The organism is Sphingomonas sp. Leaf25, from assembly GCF_001421635.1.
Classification (GTDB): domain Bacteria; phylum Pseudomonadota; class Alphaproteobacteria; order Sphingomonadales; family Sphingomonadaceae; genus Sphingomonas.
Genome location: NZ_LMKU01000029.1, coordinates 104059 through 122937, shown reverse-complemented (window position 1 = coordinate 122937; position 18879 = coordinate 104059). Strand labels below are relative to the sequence as shown.

The window sequence follows — 18879 nt, the reverse complement described above, 5'->3', positions numbered from 1 at the left end:
TACCCGTCGGGTCAGACGGACAACGCCATGCGCGGCGCGATCATCCCCGCGATGGCCGGCACCGCGCCCATCGCGAGCAGCCGGTGCTGTTCGTAGGGACCGGGCAGGCGCCATCCGCCCGTGCGCGCGGCGGTGAAGCCGAAGCGACCATAATAGGCGGGATCGCCGATCAGCATCAGCGGCGCATCGGCACCGGCCACGGCGATCGCGCGCGCCATCAGCGCGCGGCCGATCCCCTGTCCCTGCCGGTCGGGCGTGACCGCGACCGGGCCGACCATCACCATCGGCACGGCGGTGCCATCGTCGCCGTCGATCTGTACCGGCCAACACTGGATGCTGCCGATGAGGTTGCCGTCCTCGACCAGCGCGAGGCTCATCGCCCCGATCGGCTGCAATCCCGCGCGCACGCGATAGGCGGTACGCTGACGACGATCGGGGCCGAAGGCGGCATCGAGCAGCGTCTCGACCCGATCGGGGGCGATGGTCGACAGGGGAACGAGGTCGGGCAAACGGCAGGTCCAGTCAGCGGCAGATACGGATCGCGCCTGTACCGCCGATCCGGCGCGACGCAAGCGGATCGCTCTGCTAGGGGGCCAATGTTCCGGGATGATGACAGGTGCGGCTTGCGCGATTCGCTACAATTGGAAGTCCATGATTTCGAAGTGAACGTCCTGACCGGCGTCTATTCGGAGGAGACGCATCTGCCGCAGCCGTTGCGCATCTCGATGACGGTCGATCTCGACTGTCCCGAGCATTTCGCGCCCGATACGCCGCTGTCGGCGTCGAAAAGCTATCTCGACCTCAAGCATGCCGCGTCGACCGCGCTGCCGCAGGGCGTGCATTTCACGCTGATCGAAGGCGTGGCGGATCATATCGTCGACACGCTGTTCCTGTCCGATCCCCGCGTGCAGCGGGTGACGATCAAGATCGTCAAGCTGGCGATCGCCGAGGCGGGCGAGCGAATCGGCATCACCATGGTCCGGCACCGGCGTTGATCCGGCCGCTCGCGCTCGTCACCGGCAGTTTCCGCCGGTTGGGCGCGGCGATCGCGCAGCGGCTGGCCGAGGGGGGCCATGACGTCGCGCTCCATGCCACGCGACCGGGCGAACCGGATGCGGCGCTGGTGGAGGCGATCGAAAAGGCCGGCGCGCGATGCGAATGGTTCGCCGCCGATCTCGCCGATGGCGCGGCGGCGGCGGGACTGGTCGCGGCGGTCGCGGCGCGATTCTCGCGGCGGGTCGACCTGCTGGTCAACAATGCGTCGTGTTTCCGGGCAAGCGACGATGCCACGCCGGGGGCGGAGTCGCTCGTCGCCCATTTCGCGGTCAACGCCGCCGCACCGTTCGTGCTGGCCACCGCGCTGGCCGGGCAGGGGGGATCGGCGGTGGTCAACATCCTCGACCAGCGTATCGCCCATCCCCACCGCGACCAGCTTGCTTATACCCTGTCGAAACAGGCGCTGGCCGAAGCGACGCGGACGCTCGCCGCCGCGCTCGCCCCGGCGGTACGGGTCAACGGTGTCGCACCGGGGCTGACGCTGGCGACCGGGGACTATGACGCCGACCAGCTCGACCGGTTGCGCGGGCTGATGCCGCTCGGCCGGCTGCCGACGACCGACGATGTCGCCGATGCGGTGCTGTTCCTCGCCACCGCCCGGTCGAGCACCGGGCAGCTACTCTTTGTCGACGGCGGGGCGGGGATGGTCCAGTTCGAACGCGACTTCGTGCATCTGGCGCGTCAGCCCGGCTGATCGCCCCGCCCGTCGTCGCAGGTGCCGAGCGCGTCGCGGACGAAGCGGTAATCCTCGCGCGCGATCACCGCGTCGGCCCCCCCCGATTGGACGCTCGCGTCGGGCAGCGTCGCCGGCAGCGTGCAGGCGAGGCGATACCATGCCAGCGTGTCGCGACGCGGCGGTCCGCCCGCCTCGTCGATGATGTCGCCCAGGGCCAGCGCCCAGCGGCGTTCCTCGCCCGGCCGGCGCAACACCAGCAGCGACACCGGATCGCCGGTCGTCGTCTGGAGGAAGATCTGCGTCTCGCCTTCGCCGGGCAGCGTGCCGGGAACGTGGAAGGCATTGCCGACGGCGGTGATCGTCGGCGGTGCAGCGGGATCGACGACCTCGCGCACCACGCCGCGTACGCGGGCATCGAGTGCCGGGTCCCAGGTGAACTGCGCATCGGGCGTCACGAGCTGGATCTGATCGGCGGCACCGGCAACGGGGCGGGCGAAGGCGATGATCCGCTGGCGCTTCAGGTTCGGCGCGCGCCCGCGCGGATCGAACGGCACATCGACCAGATAGCCGATCCGTGCCGGCAGCGCGCCGCCCGCGCGGATCAGCGCGCCGACATCGGCGGTCACGAAATAGCGGACATGCCCCGGCGCAAGCCCGGTCGCCTCCGCCGGCGGAATACGTGCGGCGGAGCGAATCACCGCATCCACCACCACCGGCGACTGCAGCGCCAGCCGGGCCAGCCGGGCATAGGCCGGACCCGGCGAATCGGCGTTAGCGGTATCATCGACGGCGATGGTCTGACGGGCCTGCAGCGACGTGCAAGCCGCGCAAAGGAGCGATGCGCCGACCAGCGCGACCGAAATTTGCTTCATGCTTCGGTCATAGGCCCCGGATTCCCATGGTTACAGACTTATTTTCGTCATCGCGCGATTGTACGAATGTTTCGTCCGACAAAGCGTTTGCGTCGTCGAAAAGGCCGCGATAGACAATCGCGGTCCGGAATGCCGTGTAGCCCCGGACGTACGATCATTGCGTGCGGGTTGTTCCGTGTGACGATGGTCCAATGTACCGGGCTAGAGGAGTTTGGTTGCTGAATGGCTTATGCTGACCAGAGAGCAGGTAATGGCCGGATTGTCGCGCTCGTTCTCGTGGGGATTCTCCACGTATTGATCGGGTATGCGTTCATCTCCGGTCTTGCCTATAAATATGTGAAGAAGGCGGTCGAGGATACCGAGACGTTCGACGTCGTCGAGCCGCCGCCCCCGCCGGAGGAAGTTCCTCCGCCCCCGCCACCGCCCGATCAGCCGCAGCCGCAGTCGCCGCCGCCGGTCGTCACGCCTCCGCCGATCGTGCGGACCCAGGCGCCGCCGCCCGTCGTGGTGCAGTCGGTAACGACGCCGCCGCCGACCTACGCGCCGATTCCGACCGCGGGCCCGCCCGCGCCGCCGGCACCGGTCGCTCCGCCCGCGCCTCCCGCGCCGGTGGTCAGCAAGGCCGCGGGTGCGAAGGGCGATCCGTCGCAATGGATCACGCAGGACGATTACCCGGCTTCCGCGCTCAACAGCGGGGACGAAGGTGTCAGTGCGATCTCGTGGGACATCAACGCTCAGGGTCGTGTCGAAAATTGTCGCGTGACCTCGTCGAGCGGCTCGGCGGCACTGGACCGGGCAGCATGCGCCGCCCTTCAGCGTCGCGCCCGCTACACGCCGGCGCTCGACCAGTCGGGCAACCCGATCCGGTCGAGTTCGTCGCGCCGCGTCCGCTGGCAGTTGCCCGCCGACCGGTAAGCCGGCGCTCCCCATGGCCACGTGCCATGGGGCCGACCGGGTCTCTCTTCACGAAAAACAACTGGCTTTAAGGAAACTCTCCCGATGCTCACCCCCATTCTCGCCGCCGGGGCGCCCGCCGGTCAGCCGAACTTCGGTTTCTTCGAAGCGCTGCAGCAGGGTGGCGCGATCGCGTTCACCACGCTCGGCATCCTCGTCATCATGTCGGTCGGTTCGTTCTACATCCTGTTCACCAAGCTGGTCGAACAGCAGAAGATCATGAACCAGGCGAAGCGCGTCCGCGCCAGCTTCTGGCAGTCGAACTCGCTGCGCGAAGGCGCCGCGAAGCTCGAGAAGAACTCGGCCTATCGCCAGATCGTCGACGACGGCCTTGCCGCCCAGGAACAGCATGGCAAGCTGACCGATCCGGTCGAGGCGCATGACTGGCTGCACGGTTCGCTGGCGCGTTCGGAAGCGGCGATCAACTCGAAGCTCAACGGCGGCCTCGCCTTCCTCGCGACCGTCGGCGCGACCTCGCCGTTCGTCGGTCTGTTCGGCACCGTGGTCGGCATCTACCGCGCGCTCGTGAAGATCGGTGCCGCCGGTCAGGCCGCCATCGGCGACGTCGCCGGCCCGGTCGGTGAAGCGCTCATCATGACCGCCATCGGTCTGGTCGTCGCGGTTCCCGCCGTGCTCGCCTACAACTGGCTGCAGCGCCGTAACAAGGGCATCGCGGAAGACCTGTCGGCGTTCTCGAACGACGTGCTGGGCTTCCTCGCCTCGAACGGCGCCGTCCGTCCGGCCGCCGCTGCTCGCGGCCCGGTGCCGACCGCCAAGCCGGTCACGACCGGTTCGACGACCGCCGGCCAAGCCGGTGGCGTCCCGACCGCGCCGCGCTCGTAAGCCGACGCTGACACCGCCGGGCCGGAATTCTCCGGCCCGGCGGTTCGACTGAGTAAATGTGGATAGGATAGCCTCATGGCGATGAGTGTTGGCGGCGGCGGCGATGAAGCCCCCCTCTCGGACATCAATACCACGCCGCTCGTGGACGTCATGCTCGTGCTGCTGATCATCTTCCTGATCGCGGTTCCGGTCGTGGTCCAGCAGGTGAGCGGCCTGAAAGTGCCCAAGGTCGTGTTCGAACCGACGACGACCAAGCCCGAGAATGTTTCGCTCTCGGTCCAGGGTCTCGACGGTCAGTGCGCGGTGTACTGGGGTCTGACCCGCGTCGATGCGGGTGAATTGCAGAAGCGTGCGGTCGAAAAGCTGAAGGTCGAGATCGAGCGGCAGGGTGGCGTTGGCAACCCGAAGCTCGAACTGCCCGAAGTGCATATTCGCGGCGACATCAATACGCCGTATCGCTGCATCGGCGGCACCATCTATACGATGCAGTCGGCCGGGTTCACCAAGGTCGGGTTCATTTCCGAACCGGACCCCAATACCACCCCTCGCGCGCGTCAATAGGAGTAGCCTGACATGGCAATGAGTGCTGGCGGTCGCGCAGACGACGAACCGATGATGGACATGAACACGACGCCGTTGATCGACGTGCTGCTCGTGCTGCTCATCATGTTCATCATCACCATCCCGATCCAGAGCCACGCGGTAAAGGTCGACCTGCCGCAGCCGGACAACCGGCCGCAACCGAACGTTGATCCGCAGAAGAACAAGATCACGGTTAACGCGCAGGGCGTGGTGGCGTGGAACGGGACCCCGGTCGACGAGGTCACGCTGACCCAGTATCTCGACCAGACGGTGGGGATGAACCCCCAGCCCGAACTGCACTTCCAGCCGGATGCCACGGCACGGTACGAAGTGGTGGACGGCATTCTGGCGATCATCAAGCGGTCGAACGTGACGAAGCTCGGCTTCGTCGGCAACGAACAGTATCGCAACGATTTCTGATCGGGTGATCTGATCCTTCCTGCCGCAAGGCGGGTCCCGAGGGGGCGGCATTTGCCGCCCCTTTTTTTGTGCCAAATCCGTCGAAAGACGCACTTGTCAGCATGTCGTAAAAGTGAAACATTGATGTCATCAAAACGAAACAAACAGGAGATGATGACATGCGACTCGGAACCTTCACCCGCCTTGCCGTGGCGCTGTCGGCGGTTGGCTTCGCTGGCAGCGCGATGGCGCAGGACGCGCAATATGTGCATGCGGCGATCGTCGGCGGAAAGCTGGCGCAGGCCGAACGCGATCTGGAGCGCGATACCCGCGCCGGCAGCCGCGAACCCGAGGTGTTGCTGAACCTCGCCGCCGTTTATGCGATGACCGACCGCAGCGATCAGGCGCGCGGCTTGTACCAGCAGGTCCTCAAGCGCGGCGATGCGTCGCTGCTGCTGTCGGGATCGCGCGTGGCCAGCGCGCATGACGTCGCCCGCAAGGGGCTGAGCCTGCTCGACCGCGACACCGCGATCCAGATGACGTCGCGCTGAGCGACACACCGAGCCCTGCCGCCCATCTTCGGATGCGCGGCAGGATCGGTATTATCAGGCGATCCTGGCGGCTATGCCGATCGCCCGACGCTTTCGATACAATAACCGGGGCGAACGAGCCGGCCGATCCGGTCAGGCCGGAACGAGCAGCCCGTGATGCTTCTTCCCGGCGGACACCCGGACCGGCGCCACGACCGCGATCGACTGTGCTTCGTCGACGATCTTTTCGCCATCGACCCGGGCACCGCCGCCCTTGATGAGCCGCCGTGCCTCACCCTTCGACGTCGCCAGCCCCAGCGCGACCAGCGCATCGACGACATTGATCGCGCCAGCGACAGCATGGGTCGGCAGCGCATCGCCCGCCGCCCCTTCCTCGAAGGTCCGCCGCGCGGTTTCGGCGGCTTCGGCGGCAGCATCGGCACCACGGCACATCGCCGTCGCCGCGTCGGCCAGCACTTTCTTGGCCTCATTGATTTCGGCACCCGACAGTGATTCCAGTCGGGCGATCTCGTCGAGCGGCAGGTCGGTGAACAGCCGCAAGAACCGGCCGACGTCGCGATCGTCGGTATTCCGCCAGAACTGCCAATAGTCATATGCCGATAGCTGCTCGGCATTCAGCCACACCGCGCCCGACATGGTCTTGCCCATCTTGCCGCCGTCAGCAGTCGTGATGAGCGGAGTGGTGATGCCATACACCTCGGTCCCGTCCATGCGGCGGGCAAGCTCGATGCCGTTGACGATATTGCCCCATTGGTCCGACCCGCCCATTTGCAGGCGACAGCCGGCACGGCGCGACAATTCCATAAAATCATACGCCTGCAGGATCATGTAGTTGAACTCGAGGAACGACAGCGACTGTTCGCGGTCGAGCCGGAGCTTGACCGAATCGAAGCTGAGCATCCGGTTGACCGAAAAATGCTGGCCGACGTCACGCAGGAACGGGATATATTCGAGCGCGTCGAGCCACTGGGCGTTGTCGAGCATGACCGCATCGGTCGGCCCGTCGCCAAAGGTCAGGAAGCGTTCGAACACCGTCTTGATCGACGCGACGTTGCTGGCAATCACCTTGTCGGTCAGCAGGCGGCGTGCCTCGTCCTTGAAGCTCGGATCGCCGATCTTGCCGGTACCGCCGCCCATTAGCACGATCGGCTTGTGACCTGCCTGTTGCAGCCGGCGCAGCAGCATGATCTGGACGAGGCTGCCGACATGCAGCGACGGCGCGGTCGGATCGAAGCCGATATAGCCCGGCACGATCTGCCGGGCGGCGAGCGCGTCGAGGCCCGCCGCGTCGGTCAACTGATGGATATACCCGCGCGAGGACAGCAGGCGCAGCAGATCGGAAGCATAGTCGGTCATGATCTGGCGCTGTAGCGCTCCGGCGGGGGGCAAGTCCACGCCTCTCGACTTGCCCGCCGGGGACGATAGAGTGGCCGGCCAATGTTTGGTTACGAAGGCCGCCCCATGCTCGCGATCGGTTTGATGTCCGGAACCTCGCTCGACGGGATCGATGCCGCGTTGATCGAAACCGATGGCGAGCACCAGGTCCGCGCGATGGCCTTCGTCGGCCAACCCTATACCAATGAGGATCGTGCGACGCTGGCCGCCGCGACCGAGCTGGCGTTATTGTTCGACGATCCGGGTGAGCATCCGCTGCTGACCCGGGCCGAGCAATTGCTGACCCGCACCCATGCGGCGGCGGTCGCGGCGTTGCTTGCGCAAGCCGATGTGGCGGCACGCGCGGTCGAAGTGATCGGTTTCCATGGGCAGACGGTGGCGCACCGTCCCGATCGCGGCTGGACATGGCAGTTGGGCGATGGCGCGGCGCTGGCGGCGGCGACGGGAATCGATGTAGTGGCGGGTCTGCGCACGGCGGATGTCGCGGCCGGGGGGCAGGGCGCGCCGCTGCTGCCGGTCTATCATGCCGCGCTTGCCGCCGACATGGCGCGGCCGGTGGCGGTGCTGAACCTCGGCGGGGTCGGCAATATCACGTGGATCGGCGCGGACGGCGACTTGATCGCGTTCGACACCGGCCCGGCCAACGGGCTGGTCGATAGCTGGGTCGAGCAGGAAACCGGCGCGCGCTTCGATGCCGATGGCGCGCTCGCGGCGGCGGGACGAATCGACGAGACGGTGCTGACCGGCATGCTCGACCATCCATTCTTCGATCTGGCACCGCCCAAGTCGCTCGACCGGCACGACTTCACGATCCAGCCGGCGCGGGGGCTGAGCGCGGCGGACGGCGCGGCGACGCTGACCGCGTTCACCGCCGCCTGTGTCGCCGAAGCGATCGACCGGCTGCCGGTGCGGCCGCAGGCGTTGATCGTCGCGGGCGGCGGGCGGCGCAATCCGACGATGCTGAGGATGATCGCCGAGCGCACCGGACTGACGCCGATCCCCAGCGACGGCGTCGGCTGGAACGGCGATGCGGTGGAGGCGGAAGGCTTCGCCTATCTCGCGGTGCGATCACGCAAGGGATTGCCGATCAGCTTTCCGGGCACGACCGGCGTACCGACGCCGCTTACCGGGGGCAGCTTTCACGCCGCGCCGCGCGTGGGGCTGGCGCTTCGCGTCGTGGGGGCCTAACCGGCGGGGATGCGCACCGGCCTGATTTTCGCGACCGAGGAAGCCGAACGCCAGCCCGGCGTCCTCGCGGCGACGCTGCCGTTCGGCGGCATGACGCTGATCGAGTATCAGGCGCGACTACTGATCGGGGCGGGTGTGACCCAGTTGCTGGTCGCGGTGGCGCGGGTGACGCCGACGCTGGCGGCGGCGATCAACCGGATCGGCCGGCGCGGGGCGAGCGTCGATCTGGTCCGGTCGGCCGAGGAAGCCGTCGCGCGGGCGCATCCGCTGGGGACGATCCTCGCGCTTGCCGACGGGCTCGTCACCACCGATGCGGTGGTCGCGGCGATGGCGCTGGAGCCGGCCGACACGTTGCTGGTCACGCCCGACGATGACGCCGCGACGGCGGTGGAGCGCGTCGATGCCGGGCATTGCTGGGCCGGAGTCGCGACGCTGTCGGTCGATCGGCTGCACGATGTGGTGCGATTACCGCGCGAATATGATTTCCAGTCGACGTTGCTGAGGGTCGCGACCCAGGCGGGAGCGGGGCATGTCCTGCTCCCGGCGCGCGCGATCCGTGCCGGCCACGGCGTCGAGCGCGATGCCGCCACGCTCGAAGTGCGCAGCCGCGACGTGCTGGCGTCGCTGGCCGAGGCGCGCAGCGGCTGGATCGACCGCTATTGTTTCACGCCGCTGACCCGGCTGATCCTGCCGTTGTTCGTCCGGCGGCGGGTGCCGGCGGTCGGTGTTCTCGGCGCGGGCGCGGCCATCGCCCTGGGCGGACTGGCGGCGATTCCGTGGTGGGGAGCGGGGCCGGCGGGGGTGGTGATGGTCGTCGCGATGGTGCTGTTGTCGGCGGGATCGCTGCTCGGCTGGCTGCGGGGCGAGGATGCGCAGGCGCGGATCGGCGAACAGGGTATTGCCGTGCTGGGCGTGCTGGGCGTGCTCGGCATCGCCGGGGTTCAGGCGTCGAGCGTCGGCAGCGGGACGGCGGCGGTGCTCGGGCTGGCCGGCATGGCGGCGACGCTGATCGGTGGGCGGGTGCCGGGGCCGGTCGCGCCGTGGGCGGCATCGCCCGCGATCGCGCTCGTGCTGCTCGCACCATTTGCGCTGGGCGGCGTGACGACCATCGGGCTGGCACTGATCGCGCTGCACGGCGCGGTCAGCCTGACGATGGCGATTGAGACATTGCGGCGGCGGGTTTAGTTCAACCTTAACCGCCGCCGTTCTAGGGCCGTTCCAATGGCATACGACCCGCTCGATCCTCTCTCTCCCCCGGCGGCGATTTCGCCGCTGCTCGATCGTGTCGCATCGGCCGAACGGGTCGGCGCATCCCGCCTGCGGGCGGCCGCCGACACCTTTCATCTGACCGACGATGCCCGGATCGACGATCGTACCGCCACCGCGCTCCACGGTGCGATGCGCGGTGTGGTCGGTGCGGTAGAGGCCGAGGTGCGCGATCATGGTGTCCGGCTGCTGACCACGCGCGGCGAGGCGGCACTGGCGCAGCAGTTGCGCGGCTGCGGCGGAACGTTCGACCGCGTCAACCGCGCCGGGCTGTTCCGCGACGGCGCATTGTTCGGCGAACTGCTGGCACGGGTCCGGCTGGCGCATATCGCCGCCGCGCTGCCGGTCACGCTGCCCGAGGGGCTGGAGCGGCCGACGATGATCGCGCGCATGGCGCAGGCGAGCGACCGGCTGGTCGCGGCGGCGGCGGTGGCGATGCTGGCGGCGCAGGCCCGGCGCGGTCCGCGCTGGGATGGCGATGTCACGGTCGTAGACCTTGTCCGGCCGCTGCACCAGCGGGTCGCATGGTGGGTCGCGGCGGCGCTGCGCGAGGCAGTGGCGGCGGGCGATGCGACGGCGCTGCTCGATGCCGCGCTGTCCGAATCGGTCCGCCGCGCGCTCGATCCTCAGGCCGAACTGGTGCCGCTGGAGGTCGCGGCGATGCGGCTGGCGCAGGCGGTCGATGCGCAGCGCGACGAACTGCCCGGCCTGCTGATCGAGGCGATCGGCGACGGGCGGCTGGTGTTCTTCGTCGCCTTGCTGGCCAAGGCGAGCGGGCTGGCGTTCGACCGGGTGCGCGATCTGTTGATCGATCGCGACGGCACCCGGCTGTGGGTCGTGCTGCGCGCGGTCGATCTCGACCGGACGGTGATCGCCCGGATCGGCTTCGCGCTGGCCGAGGCGGAGCCGGCACGCGATGTCGAGGCGCTGGCCGAAGCGATCGATTCGATCATGGCGGTCACGCCGGCCGCCGCGCGGCTGGCGCTGGCGCCGATGGCGCTCGACCCCGACTATCATGCGGCGATGCTGGCGCTGGGCGGACAGACGTGATCGCGCGCGATTCCGGTCTGCCGCCGGCGTTCGGCCGGGTGTCGGCGGACGGAGTGCTGCTCGATGCCGAACCACGCCTCGCCGAATTGAACCGGCGGGCGGGGGGCGCGGTGGGGCAGCCGGTGGCGGTGCCGCAGATCGCGGCGCTCGTCCGGCTGGTGCAGCGCCTCGGCATCGAACTGACCCGGACCATCACCGCCGCCGATGGCGAGGACGACCTCGAACTCACCGTCACCGCGCGGCCCGACGATCTCGGCATCCGGCTGGAGGCGGCCGGATGGCATGCCGGCGCGCCGTGGCAAGGAGAGGACACCGGCCGCGAGGCGGATTTCCTGCGCGCCGATGCCGACTGGCTGTGGACCACCGATGCCTCGCTGCACCTGACCCATGTTTCGGATCACGCGGGGGCGAGCCACGGCTTCGATCCGCTGACGGTGCTGGGCCAGCCGGTGACGCGGCTGTTCGTACTCGATGATGATGGCGAGGGCGGTTTCCCCCTGCTGGGCGCCGTCGCGTCGCAGGCGATGTTCGACGAGCAGGAGGCGGGCGTTCGCGGGACGCCACACCGCGTCCGGCTGGCGGCGGTGCCACGGCGCGACGCGGCGGGGCGCTTCGCCGGGTTCGACGGCGCAGCCTATGCCATCGTGCCCGACGAGCCGATCGTCGCGGAAGCGCCGCCGCCCGGCGATTTGTCCGAAGCGTTTAGCCGCCGTGTCGGTCGGGCGTTGCGCGATCCGCTTGGGCGGATCATCGCCGATGCCGACAGCATGTCGGCACGGACCGAGGGGCCGCTGACCGACGACTACACCGGCTATGCCACCGACATCGCCAGCGCGGCGCGCCACCTGCTGGGGCTGGTCGACGATCTGGAGGATCTGTCGGCGATCGAGCGCGCCGATTTCGTCGTCAGCGTCGAGGACCTCGACCTAGCCGATGTCGCCCGGCGTGCGGCGGGGCTGCTGGCGGTACGGGCGTCGCAGGGCGATGTGCGGATCGACCGCCCATCGTTCGACGATTCGATGGCGGCGAGTGGCGAGTTTCGCCGGGTACTGCAGATCCTCGTCAACCTGATCGGCAATGCGGTGCGCTATTCGCCGCCGGGCGGCATGGTGTGGATCCGCCTCGAACGCGATCGCGAGAGCGCCTGCGTGATCGTCGCCGATCAGGGTAAGGGCATCGCGCCCGAGGATCACGAACGCATCTTCGAGAAATTCGGCCGGGTCGATCCGGGCGAGCCGGGCGGAAGCGGGCTCGGCCTCTATATCGCGCGGCGGCTGGCGCGGGCGATGGACGGTGACATCTTGCTCGACAGCGCGCCGGGCGAGGGCGCGCGGTTCGTGCTGTTGCTGCCGGCGCGGTAGGCTGCGGCGGTCAACGGGTCGTCGGCCAGATCGCCTCGATACCGCCGGTCAACGCCGCGACCGCGACATCGTCGTTCGCCATGATGTCCATCACCATCGCCGCCGGCGTAAGCTTTGGATCGAGCGTACAGCGCATCGTCAGCCGGACGGTGCGAAATTCCTTCATCCGGTGGACCACGCTCGACTCGCCGATCTTGCGATCGGTGCATAGCTTCAGGATCTGCGCGAAGTCGGCGCGCGTCGCCGGCGCGCCGAAGTCGCCGGTGAACATCACCGTGAACTGGTGGGTGGTTCGCTGGAACGCGGCATCATCGCCAGCGTCGGTGGCCTCCAGCAGACGCTGCACCGTGCGGACGGTGCCCTGCGCTGTTGGTGGGCTGGACGGAGTCAGACCCGGTTGCGCGAGCATCAATGCCGCCGTCAGCAGGCCCGTCATCCGGTCATCCCCCCATTTTTATCAGGGGAAAGGTGGCACGACCGGCGGTCGCGGGCAAGCCGGTCGGCCTACCGCCTCGGCAACCGACGCGCGATCAGCACCAGCAACAGCCCGAGCGCTGCGACTACCGATCCGGTGACGACCCACAGATACTGGTCGATCATGAACGAACTGGCGGGCCAGCGGATGATGCCCATCCCCTGACCCAGCCAGAACAGTCCGACGAACGCCAGGATCGCGCCCGCGATCGTCAGCACGCGCCGGACGATGCGCATCAGCGTTCGCCGACCGATACGTAATCACGCTGCGCCGGCCCGGTGTAGAGCTGACGCGGACGGCCGATCTTCTGTTCGGGGTCCGAGATCATCTCGTTCCACTGCGCGACCCAGCCGACGGTGCGGGCAAGGGCGAACAGCGCGGTGAACATCGTGGTCGGGAAGCCGATCGCCGACAGGATGACGCCCGAATAGAAGTCGACGTTCGGGAACAGCTTCTTCTCGACGAAATAATCGTCCGACAACGCGATTTCTTCCAGCCGCAGCGCGGTTTCGAACACCGGATCGGTGACGCCGAGCGATTCGAACACTTCGCGCACGGTCTTCTGCATCACGGTCGCGCGCGGATCGTAGTTCTTGTAGACCCGGTGGCCGAAGCCCATCAGGCGGAACGGATCGTCCTTGTTCTTGGCGCGGGCGATATATTCCGGGATGCGATCGGGCGTGCCGATCTCGCGCAGCATGTTGAGCGCGGCCTCGTTCGCGCCGCCATGCGCCGGACCCCACAGGCAGGCGATGCCCGCCGCCATGCACGCGAACGGATTCGCGCCCGACGAACCGGCAAGCCGCACGGTCGAGGTCGAGGCGTTCTGTTCATGGTCGGCATGCAGGATGAAGATGCGGTCCAGCGCCTTTTCGACGACCGGGTTCACTTCATAGGGCTCGGCCGGCACGCCGAAGGTCATCTTCAGGAAATTGCCGGTGTAGCTGAGCGAATTGTCGGGATACTGGAACGGCTGACCGACGCTGTACTTGTACGCCATGGCGGCGATCGTCGGCATCTTGGCGATCAGCCGGTGCGACGCGATCGTCCGCTGGTGCGGATCGGTGATGTCGGTCGAATCGTGATAGAAGGCCGACAGCGCGCCGACGACGCCGCACATGATCGCCATCGGATGCGCATCGCGGCGGAACCCGCGATAGAAGGTCGCGAGCTGTTCGTGCAGCATCGTGTGGCGGCTGATCGTGGTGGTAAAATTGCCCAGCTCGTCGCCCGACGGCAGTTCGCCGTTCAGCAACAGATAGGCGACTTCCATGAAGCTCGACTGTTCGGCGAGCTGGCCGATCGGATAGCCGCGGTGGAGCAGCACGCCCTCGTCACCATCGATATAGGTGAGCGCGGAATCGCAGCTCGCGGTCGAGGTGAAGCCCGGATCATAGGTGAAGGTGCCGGTCTGGGCATAGAGCTTGCGGATGTCGATGACATCCGGGCCGATGGTGCCCGATCGTACCGGATACTGGACGTCCTTGCCCGCTACCTGCAGTTTCGCGTCTTCAGCCATGCGGCGTCTCCTGTTTCCGTTATGCGGCCGGTGCGGCCATCTGGTCCTTGATGCGTCCGAGGCTTTCGTCGCGGCCCAGCAGGGCAAGCACGTCGAAAATCCCCGGTGAGGTGCGCGAGCCCGTCAGCGCGGCGCGAAGCGGTTGCGCGGCGGCACCCAGCTTCAACGCCGCTGCCTCCGCCACTTCGCGTACCGCAGCTTCGATCGTCTCCGTATCCCATGCTGCGAGTGCGTCAAGCTTGGCGTGCAACCGCGTCAGGATCGCACGTGCTTCCGGTGTCAGCAGCGTGGTGGCACCGTCATCCATCGCGAGCGGGCGTGACCGGAAGAAGAAGCCGGCGTTGGCGGCCAGCTCGTTCAGATCGGCGGCGCGGACCTTCAGCACCGGCATGGCGCGCTGCAACAGATCGCGGTCGATCCCGTCGGGCAGTCGTGCCGCCACCAGATCGGTGAGCCGGGCATCGTCCGCCTCGCGGATATAATGGCCGTTGAGATGCAGCAGCTTCTTGGTGTCGAAGCGCGACGGCGAGCGGCCCACGCCGCCGAGACCAAAGATTTCGATCGCGCGGTCGCGATCGATGATCTCCTCGTCGCCATGCCCCCAGCCGAGCCGCAACAGATAGTTGTTGAGCGCTTCGGGCAGCACGCCCAGTTCGTCGCGATACGCCTCGACGCCCAGCGCGCCGTGACGCTTGGACAGCTTCGCGCCGTCCGCGCCGTGGATCAGCGGCACATGCGCATAGATCGGGTCGGGCCAGCCGCCCTCGACCGCATCCATCGCCCGGATAAGTGCGAGCTGACGGAAGGCGTTGTTGAGATGATCGTCGCCACGAATGACGTGGGTGACGCCCATGTCATGATCGTCGACCACCACCGCCAGCATATAGGTCGGCGTGCCGTCGGAGCGCAGCAGCACGAAATCGTCGAGTTCGGCGTTGGCGACGGTGACGTCGCCCTGCACCTGATCCGAAATCGTGACCGCGCCTTCCTTCGGCGCCTTCAACCGGACGACGAACGGTGCGCCCTCGGGCGCATCCTCCGGCGACCGGTCACGCCAGCGGCCGTCGTAGCGGATCGGCTTGCCGGCCGCGCGCTGTTCGTCGCGCAGCGCGGTCAGTTCGTCGGGCGTCGCATAGCAACGATAGGCATGGCCGGCGTCCAGCAACTGGCGGGCAACGGCGGCATGGCGATCGGCGCGGGCGAACTGGAACACGGCATCGCCGTCCCAGTCGAGGCCGAGCCAGCGCATGCCGTCGAGAATCGCATCGATCGCCGGCTGGGTCGAACGCGCCCGGTCGGTATCCTCGATCCGCAGCAGGAACCGTCCGCCGTGGCGGCGGGCATAGAGCCAGTTGAACAAGGCGGTACGCGCCCCCCCGATATGGAGGAAGCCGGTCGGCGACGGCGCGAAACGGGTGACGACTTGCGCCGTGGAATTGGTTGCGCCCAAGCGCGGATGCTCCCAGACATCGGGTGGATAAGACTATGGCCGGTACAGCCGCGAGCGCCTCTAGCATGGCCCCCCGCCTGCTTCAAACCTTGGGCACCCCCGCCGGGTTCCTCGGGAGAATCGAGCTGTGGCTGGAGGCGGAGCGGGCGCAACTGCCGCTGTGGCTGCCGGTTGCGCTGGGTGGCGGGATCGCGGCGTGGTTCCTGCTGCCCGATGCGGCCGGGTGGGGCGGCTTCCTGTTCGCTGCCGCCGCCGTCGCCTTGGCCGGGCTGGCGCTGCCATGGTCGAGCCGGGCGGGGCGGGTGCTGTTGTGGGGCGGGGTGCTGGCGATGCTCGGCTGCGCGCTGGTGTGGTGGCGTGCCGAGCGGGTCGCGACACCGGTACTGGCGCGGCCCGCCATCGTCGCGCTCACGGCGAAGGTCGAACGGGTCGAGCCGCTGCCGGCGCGCGAACTGGTGCGCCTGACGCTGCGGACCGACGATCCGGGGCTGCCGCCGCGGGTGCGGGTGAACGTCGCGCAGCGCGACCTGCCGCCCGAGGTGACGCCGGGGGCGGTGGTGGCGCTGCGGGCGCGGTTGATGCCGCCGGCCGATGCAGCGGTGCCGGGAGCCTATGATTTCCGCCGCGTCGCGTGGTTTCAGGGGATTGGCGCGACCGGGCGCGGCTTTGCGCCGATCGCGGTGCTGCAGCCGGGAGAAACCGGCAATGCCGGGTTGCGCAGCCGGCTGACCAACCATATCCAGTCACGGGTGGAGGGCAGCGCGGGCGGGATCGCGGCGGCGTTCGTCACCGGCGACCGGGGGGCAATCGCCGAGGCGGATGCCGAGGCGATGCGCCGTTCGGGCCTCGCCCATCTGCTGTCGATCAGCGGACTGCACGTCACGGCGGTGGTCGTGGGGACGATGACGGTGGTGTTGAAGCTGCTCGCGCTGTTTCCGCCGATCGCGCTCAGGGTCCGGTTGCCGGTCGTCGCGGCGGGGGCGGGGGCAGGCGCGGCGATCTTCTACACATGGCTGTCAGGGGCGGACGTGCCGACGGTGCGGTCGTGCATCGCCGCGCTGCTGGTGCTGGCCGCGCTGTCGCTGGGGCGCGAGGCGATCACGCTGCGGATGATCGCGACCGGGGCGTTGCTGGTCCTGCTGGTGCTGCCCGAATCGCTGGCGGGGCCGAGCTTCCAGTTAAGCTTCGCCGCCGTGACCGCGATCGTCGCGCTCCACGAACATCCCCGCGTCACCCGCTGGTTCCGCGCGCGCGATGAGGGTGTCGCGCGGCGGCTGGCGCGGGGCCTCGCCTCGCTGTTGCTGACCGGGGTCGTGGTCGAGGCGGCGTTGATGCCGATCGGGCTGTATCATTTCCACAAGGCGGGGCTGTACGGCGCGCTGGCCAATATCGTCGCCATTCCGCTCACCACCTTCGTCACCATGCCGCTCGAAGCGCTGGCGCTGGCGCTCGACATGGTCGGGCTCGGCGCGCCGGCGTGGTGGGCGGTCGAGCTATCGCTGTCGCTGCTGCTGTGGATTGCGCGGAGCGTCGCCGCCGCGCCCGGATCGGTCGCGGCGCTGCCCGCGATGCCGGGCGGCGCGTTCGCGCTGATGGTGGGTGGCGGCCTGTGGGTCGCGCTGTGGCGCACGTCGCTCAGGCGATGGGGCGTGGTGCCGTTCGTTATCGGCGGCCTGTGGGCGCTGGCGATCCCCGCGCCCGACCTGCTGGTGACGGGCGACGGGCGGCATCTGGCGCTGCGCGGGCCGGATGGCGGCATGGCGATCCTGCGCGACCGTGCGGGGAACTATGTCCGCTCGACGCTGGGCGAGGGCGGCGGGGTGGAGGGCGATCTGCCGCCGCTGTCCGAACAGCCAGGAACGGCGTGCAGCCCCGATCTGTGCATCGCGACGCGGACGGCAGGCGGGCGGCGCTGGACGATCGTCGCGACGCGCAGCGGCTATGCGGTGCCATGGGCCGAACTGGTCGCGGTTTGCCAGCGCGCCGACATCGTGGTCAGCGACCGACGGCTGCCGGCGGCCTGCGTTCCGCGCTGGTTGAAGCTCGACCGGGCGATGCTCGCGCGGACCGGCGGGGTGGCGGTGTCGCTGGCCGACGGCCGGGTGCGCGTGGTGCGATCGGACGGCCGGCACCCGTGGGAACGGGCCGAAACGGTACGCCCAAGCCACTGAACCAAAGGACGATCCGAACCGTTGGCGCGATTGACGGACAGGGAAATCGCACGATGGAATACGGACCTTCACGGCGGGCAGTTTTGGGCGCGGCGACGGTCGGCTTGGGCGGCATCGCCTCCGCCGGTTTCGCCGGACAGGGCGCGGCCCCCACCCCGGCGGTGGGGCCGACGCTACGCGACCCGCGCACCGCTTACACCCGCGACCCCTTCCCGGAGCAGCGCCAGCCATGGCCGGGGCTGCAATCGAAGATGAGCCCACGCCCCGATTGCGGCGAGCGCAGCTATCGCGGATCGGGCAAGCTCGCCGGGCGCAAGGCGCTGGTGACGGGCGGGGATTCCGGCATCGGCCGGGCGGCGGCCATCGCCTTCGCGCGCGAAGGGGCGGACGTCGCGATCAACTATCATCCCGACGAGGAAAGCGACGCACGCGAGGTGATCGACCTGATCCGGCAGGCGGGGCGCAAGGGGGTGGCGATCCCGCGCGACCTGCGCACGCTGGAGGGGTGTCAGGCGATCGTCGTGGCGGCGAAGAGGGGGCTGGGCGGGGTTGACCTGCTGGTCAACAACGCGGCCTATCAGCAGTCGAAGGAAGACATTTTCCAGATCAGCGACGAACAGATGGTGCGGACGTTCGAGACCAATATCTTTTCCTATTTCCGCATCGCGAAGGAAGTGGCGCGCGACATGGTGCCGGGGTCGGTGATCCTGAACGTCGGGTCGGTCAACAGCTACGACCCCGGCGTCGAACTACTCGACTATGCCTCGACCAAGGGCGCGATCCTGATCTTTACCAAGGGGCTGGCCAAGCAACTGGCGAAGCGCGGCATCCGGGTGAACATGATCGCGCCCGGCCCGATCTGGACCCCGCTCCAGGTCGCGGGCGGACAGTTGCCGGGCGACATGGGCGAGTTCGGGCAGGACACGCCGCTGGGCCGCGCGGGCCAGCCCGCCGAACTCGCCGGGCTGTTCGTGATGCTGGCGGAAAGCGGCGCCAGCTTCTCGACCGGAACGGCGGTCGGCGCGCATGGCGGCAAGGGGAGTCCATGATTTCCTGGCCCCTCCCTGGAAG

Annotated in this window: 20 protein-coding genes; 13 read left to right on the top strand and 7 right to left on the bottom strand. The window is 68.5% G+C overall.

The window, feature by feature from the left end; all coding sequences use genetic code 11:
* Window positions 1–11 precede the first annotated feature (11 nt).
* Window positions 12–509 (bottom strand): GNAT family N-acetyltransferase, encoded by a 498-nt coding sequence (locus tag ASE78_RS12250; protein ID WP_056497603.1) that lies wholly within the window; start codon window positions 507–509, stop codon window positions 12–14.
* A gap of 114 nt (window positions 510–623) precedes the next feature.
* Here ASE78_RS12250 and ASE78_RS12245 point away from each other — a divergent pair, with 114 nt between their 5' ends.
* Both ASE78_RS12245 and ASE78_RS12240 read left to right on the top strand, forming a co-directional pair.
* A complete protein-coding gene (locus ASE78_RS12245) occupies window positions 624–995 on the top strand; it encodes a dihydroneopterin aldolase (protein ID WP_055760597.1) in 372 nt (123 codons plus the stop codon).
* Window positions 992–1750 (top strand): SDR family oxidoreductase, encoded by a 759-nt coding sequence (locus tag ASE78_RS12240; RefSeq protein WP_056497599.1) that lies wholly within the window; start codon window positions 992–994, stop codon window positions 1748–1750. The genes ASE78_RS12245 and ASE78_RS12240 overlap by 4 nt, the downstream gene beginning before the upstream one ends.
* Here the strand turns inward: ASE78_RS12240 and ASE78_RS12235 are convergent.
* Window positions 1738–2604: a hypothetical protein gene (locus ASE78_RS12235; protein WP_156351495.1), complete on the bottom strand. Its 867-nt coding sequence runs from the start codon at window positions 2602–2604 to the stop codon at window positions 1738–1740. The genes ASE78_RS12240 and ASE78_RS12235 overlap by 13 nt on opposite strands.
* Window positions 2605–2826: 222 nt before the next feature.
* Between ASE78_RS12235 and ASE78_RS12230 the strand changes: the two genes are divergently transcribed.
* The 5 genes from ASE78_RS12230 to ASE78_RS12210 all read left to right on the top strand — a co-directional run bounded on the left by ASE78_RS12230 (window position 2827) and on the right by ASE78_RS12210 (window position 5933).
* The gene (locus tag ASE78_RS12230; protein ID WP_055760222.1) at window positions 2827–3519 is read left to right on the top strand and encodes a TonB family protein; all 693 of its coding nucleotides are present in this window, start codon (window positions 2827–2829) and stop codon (window positions 3517–3519) included.
* A gap of 84 nt (window positions 3520–3603) precedes the next feature.
* Window positions 3604–4401 carry a MotA/TolQ/ExbB proton channel family protein gene (locus ASE78_RS12225; protein WP_055760225.1) on the top strand — a complete coding sequence of 266 codons (798 nt, stop codon included), beginning with the start codon at window positions 3604–3606 and terminating at the stop codon, window positions 4399–4401.
* A 75-nt stretch (window positions 4402–4476) separates the two neighbouring features.
* Window positions 4477–4962, top strand: a complete 486-nt coding sequence (locus ASE78_RS12220; RefSeq protein ID WP_056497595.1) for an ExbD/TolR family protein — start codon at window positions 4477–4479, stop codon at window positions 4960–4962.
* A gap of 12 nt (window positions 4963–4974) precedes the next feature.
* A complete protein-coding gene (locus tag ASE78_RS12215) occupies window positions 4975–5403 on the top strand; it encodes an ExbD/TolR family protein (RefSeq protein ID WP_056497591.1) in 429 nt (142 codons plus the stop codon).
* 158 nt (window positions 5404–5561) lie between these two features.
* Window positions 5562–5933, top strand: a complete 372-nt coding sequence (locus ASE78_RS12210; protein ID WP_056497587.1) for a hypothetical protein — start codon at window positions 5562–5564, stop codon at window positions 5931–5933.
* Between the two features lie 132 nt (window positions 5934–6065).
* On the opposite strand, the gene tyrS is transcribed toward ASE78_RS12210, so the two are convergent.
* Entirely contained in the window at window positions 6066–7289 is a 1224-nt protein-coding gene (gene tyrS, locus ASE78_RS12205) for a tyrosine--tRNA ligase (RefSeq protein WP_056497584.1), read from the bottom strand.
* A 105-nt stretch (window positions 7290–7394) separates the two neighbouring features.
* Here tyrS and ASE78_RS12200 point away from each other — a divergent pair, with 105 nt between their 5' ends.
* The 4 genes from ASE78_RS12200 to ASE78_RS12185 are packed head-to-tail and all read left to right on the top strand — an operon-like array spanning window position 7395 to window position 12193.
* Window positions 7395–8516 carry an anhydro-N-acetylmuramic acid kinase gene (locus tag ASE78_RS12200; RefSeq protein WP_082467223.1) on the top strand — a complete coding sequence of 374 codons (1122 nt, stop codon included), beginning with the start codon at window positions 7395–7397 and terminating at the stop codon, window positions 8514–8516.
* A 9-nt stretch (window positions 8517–8525) separates the two neighbouring features.
* On the top strand, window positions 8526–9701 hold the full coding sequence (locus ASE78_RS12195; RefSeq protein WP_056497580.1) for a hypothetical protein: 1176 nt from the start codon (window positions 8526–8528) through the stop codon (window positions 9699–9701).
* A gap of 36 nt (window positions 9702–9737) precedes the next feature.
* Window positions 9738–10832 carry a DUF2336 domain-containing protein gene (locus ASE78_RS12190; RefSeq protein ID WP_056497575.1) on the top strand — a complete coding sequence of 365 codons (1095 nt, stop codon included), beginning with the start codon at window positions 9738–9740 and terminating at the stop codon, window positions 10830–10832.
* A complete protein-coding gene (locus ASE78_RS12185) occupies window positions 10829–12193 on the top strand; it encodes a sensor histidine kinase (protein ID WP_056497571.1) in 1365 nt (454 codons plus the stop codon). Before ASE78_RS12190 ends, ASE78_RS12185 begins: the two co-directional genes overlap by 4 nt.
* 10 nt (window positions 12194–12203) lie before the next feature.
* Here ASE78_RS12185 and ASE78_RS12180 read toward each other — a convergent pair whose 3' ends face one another.
* The 4 genes from ASE78_RS12180 to gltX all read right to left on the bottom strand — a co-directional run bounded on the left by ASE78_RS12180 (window position 12204) and on the right by gltX (window position 15637).
* Window positions 12204–12629 (bottom strand): hypothetical protein, encoded by a 426-nt coding sequence (locus ASE78_RS12180; protein ID WP_056497568.1) that lies wholly within the window; start codon window positions 12627–12629, stop codon window positions 12204–12206.
* Between the two features lie 68 nt (window positions 12630–12697).
* On the bottom strand, window positions 12698–12904 hold the full coding sequence (locus ASE78_RS12175; protein WP_055760256.1) for a hypothetical protein: 207 nt from the start codon (window positions 12902–12904) through the stop codon (window positions 12698–12700).
* Window positions 12904–14187 carry a citrate synthase gene (locus ASE78_RS12170; protein ID WP_055760259.1) on the bottom strand — a complete coding sequence of 428 codons (1284 nt, stop codon included), beginning with the start codon at window positions 14185–14187 and terminating at the stop codon, window positions 12904–12906. The genes ASE78_RS12175 and ASE78_RS12170 overlap by 1 nt, the downstream gene beginning before the upstream one ends.
* A gap of 19 nt (window positions 14188–14206) precedes the next feature.
* Window positions 14207–15637: a glutamate--tRNA ligase gene (gene gltX, locus ASE78_RS12165; protein WP_056497563.1), complete on the bottom strand. Its 1431-nt coding sequence runs from the start codon at window positions 15635–15637 to the stop codon at window positions 14207–14209.
* A gap of 65 nt (window positions 15638–15702) precedes the next feature.
* Here gltX and ASE78_RS12160 point away from each other — a divergent pair, with 65 nt between their 5' ends.
* Window positions 15703–17808: a ComEC/Rec2 family competence protein gene (locus ASE78_RS12160; protein ID WP_200911051.1), complete on the top strand. Its 2106-nt coding sequence runs from the start codon at window positions 15703–15705 to the stop codon at window positions 17806–17808.
* 53 nt (window positions 17809–17861) lie between these two features.
* Window positions 17862–18857 carry an SDR family oxidoreductase gene (locus tag ASE78_RS12155; RefSeq protein WP_056497560.1) on the top strand — a complete coding sequence of 332 codons (996 nt, stop codon included), beginning with the start codon at window positions 17862–17864 and terminating at the stop codon, window positions 18855–18857.
* The last annotated feature ends 22 nt before the right edge of the window (window positions 18858–18879 follow it).

What these genes read in the sequence shown, in the direction of transcription:
- ASE78_RS12200 (WP_082467223.1), top strand. Translation starts at nt 7,395, where the DNA reads ATGCTCGCGATCGGTTTGATGTCCGGAACCTCGCTCGACGGGATCGAT.
- ASE78_RS12195 (WP_056497580.1), top strand. Translation starts at nt 8,526, where the DNA reads ATGCGCACCGGCCTGATTTTCGCGACCGAGGAAGCCGAACGCCAGCCC.
- ASE78_RS12190 (WP_056497575.1), top strand. Translation starts at nt 9,738, where the DNA reads ATGGCATACGACCCGCTCGATCCTCTCTCTCCCCCGGCGGCGATTTCG.
- ASE78_RS12155 (WP_056497560.1), top strand. Translation starts at nt 17,862, where the DNA reads ATGGAATACGGACCTTCACGGCGGGCAGTTTTGGGCGCGGCGACGGTC.
- ASE78_RS12210 (WP_056497587.1), top strand. Translation starts at nt 5,562, where the DNA reads ATGCGACTCGGAACCTTCACCCGCCTTGCCGTGGCGCTGTCGGCGGTT.
- ASE78_RS12230 (WP_055760222.1), top strand. Translation starts at nt 2,827, where the DNA reads ATGGCTTATGCTGACCAGAGAGCAGGTAATGGCCGGATTGTCGCGCTC.
- ASE78_RS12220 (WP_056497595.1), top strand. Translation starts at nt 4,477, where the DNA reads ATGGCGATGAGTGTTGGCGGCGGCGGCGATGAAGCCCCCCTCTCGGAC.
- ASE78_RS12225 (WP_055760225.1), top strand. Translation starts at nt 3,604, where the DNA reads ATGCTCACCCCCATTCTCGCCGCCGGGGCGCCCGCCGGTCAGCCGAAC.
- ASE78_RS12170 (WP_055760259.1), bottom strand. Translation starts at nt 14,187, where the DNA reads ATGGCTGAAGACGCGAAACTGCAGGTAGCGGGCAAGGACGTCCAGTAT.
- ASE78_RS12180 (WP_056497568.1), bottom strand. Translation starts at nt 12,629, where the DNA reads ATGACGGGCCTGCTGACGGCGGCATTGATGCTCGCGCAACCGGGTCTG.
- ASE78_RS12235 (WP_156351495.1), bottom strand. Translation starts at nt 2,604, where the DNA reads ATGAAGCAAATTTCGGTCGCGCTGGTCGGCGCATCGCTCCTTTGCGCG.
- ASE78_RS12175 (WP_055760256.1), bottom strand. Translation starts at nt 12,904, where the DNA reads ATGCGCATCGTCCGGCGCGTGCTGACGATCGCGGGCGCGATCCTGGCG.
- ASE78_RS12215 (WP_056497591.1), top strand. Translation starts at nt 4,975, where the DNA reads ATGGCAATGAGTGCTGGCGGTCGCGCAGACGACGAACCGATGATGGAC.
- tyrS (WP_056497584.1), bottom strand. Translation starts at nt 7,289, where the DNA reads ATGACCGACTATGCTTCCGATCTGCTGCGCCTGCTGTCCTCGCGCGGG.
- ASE78_RS12160 (WP_200911051.1), top strand. Translation starts at nt 15,703, where the DNA reads ATGGCCCCCCGCCTGCTTCAAACCTTGGGCACCCCCGCCGGGTTCCTC.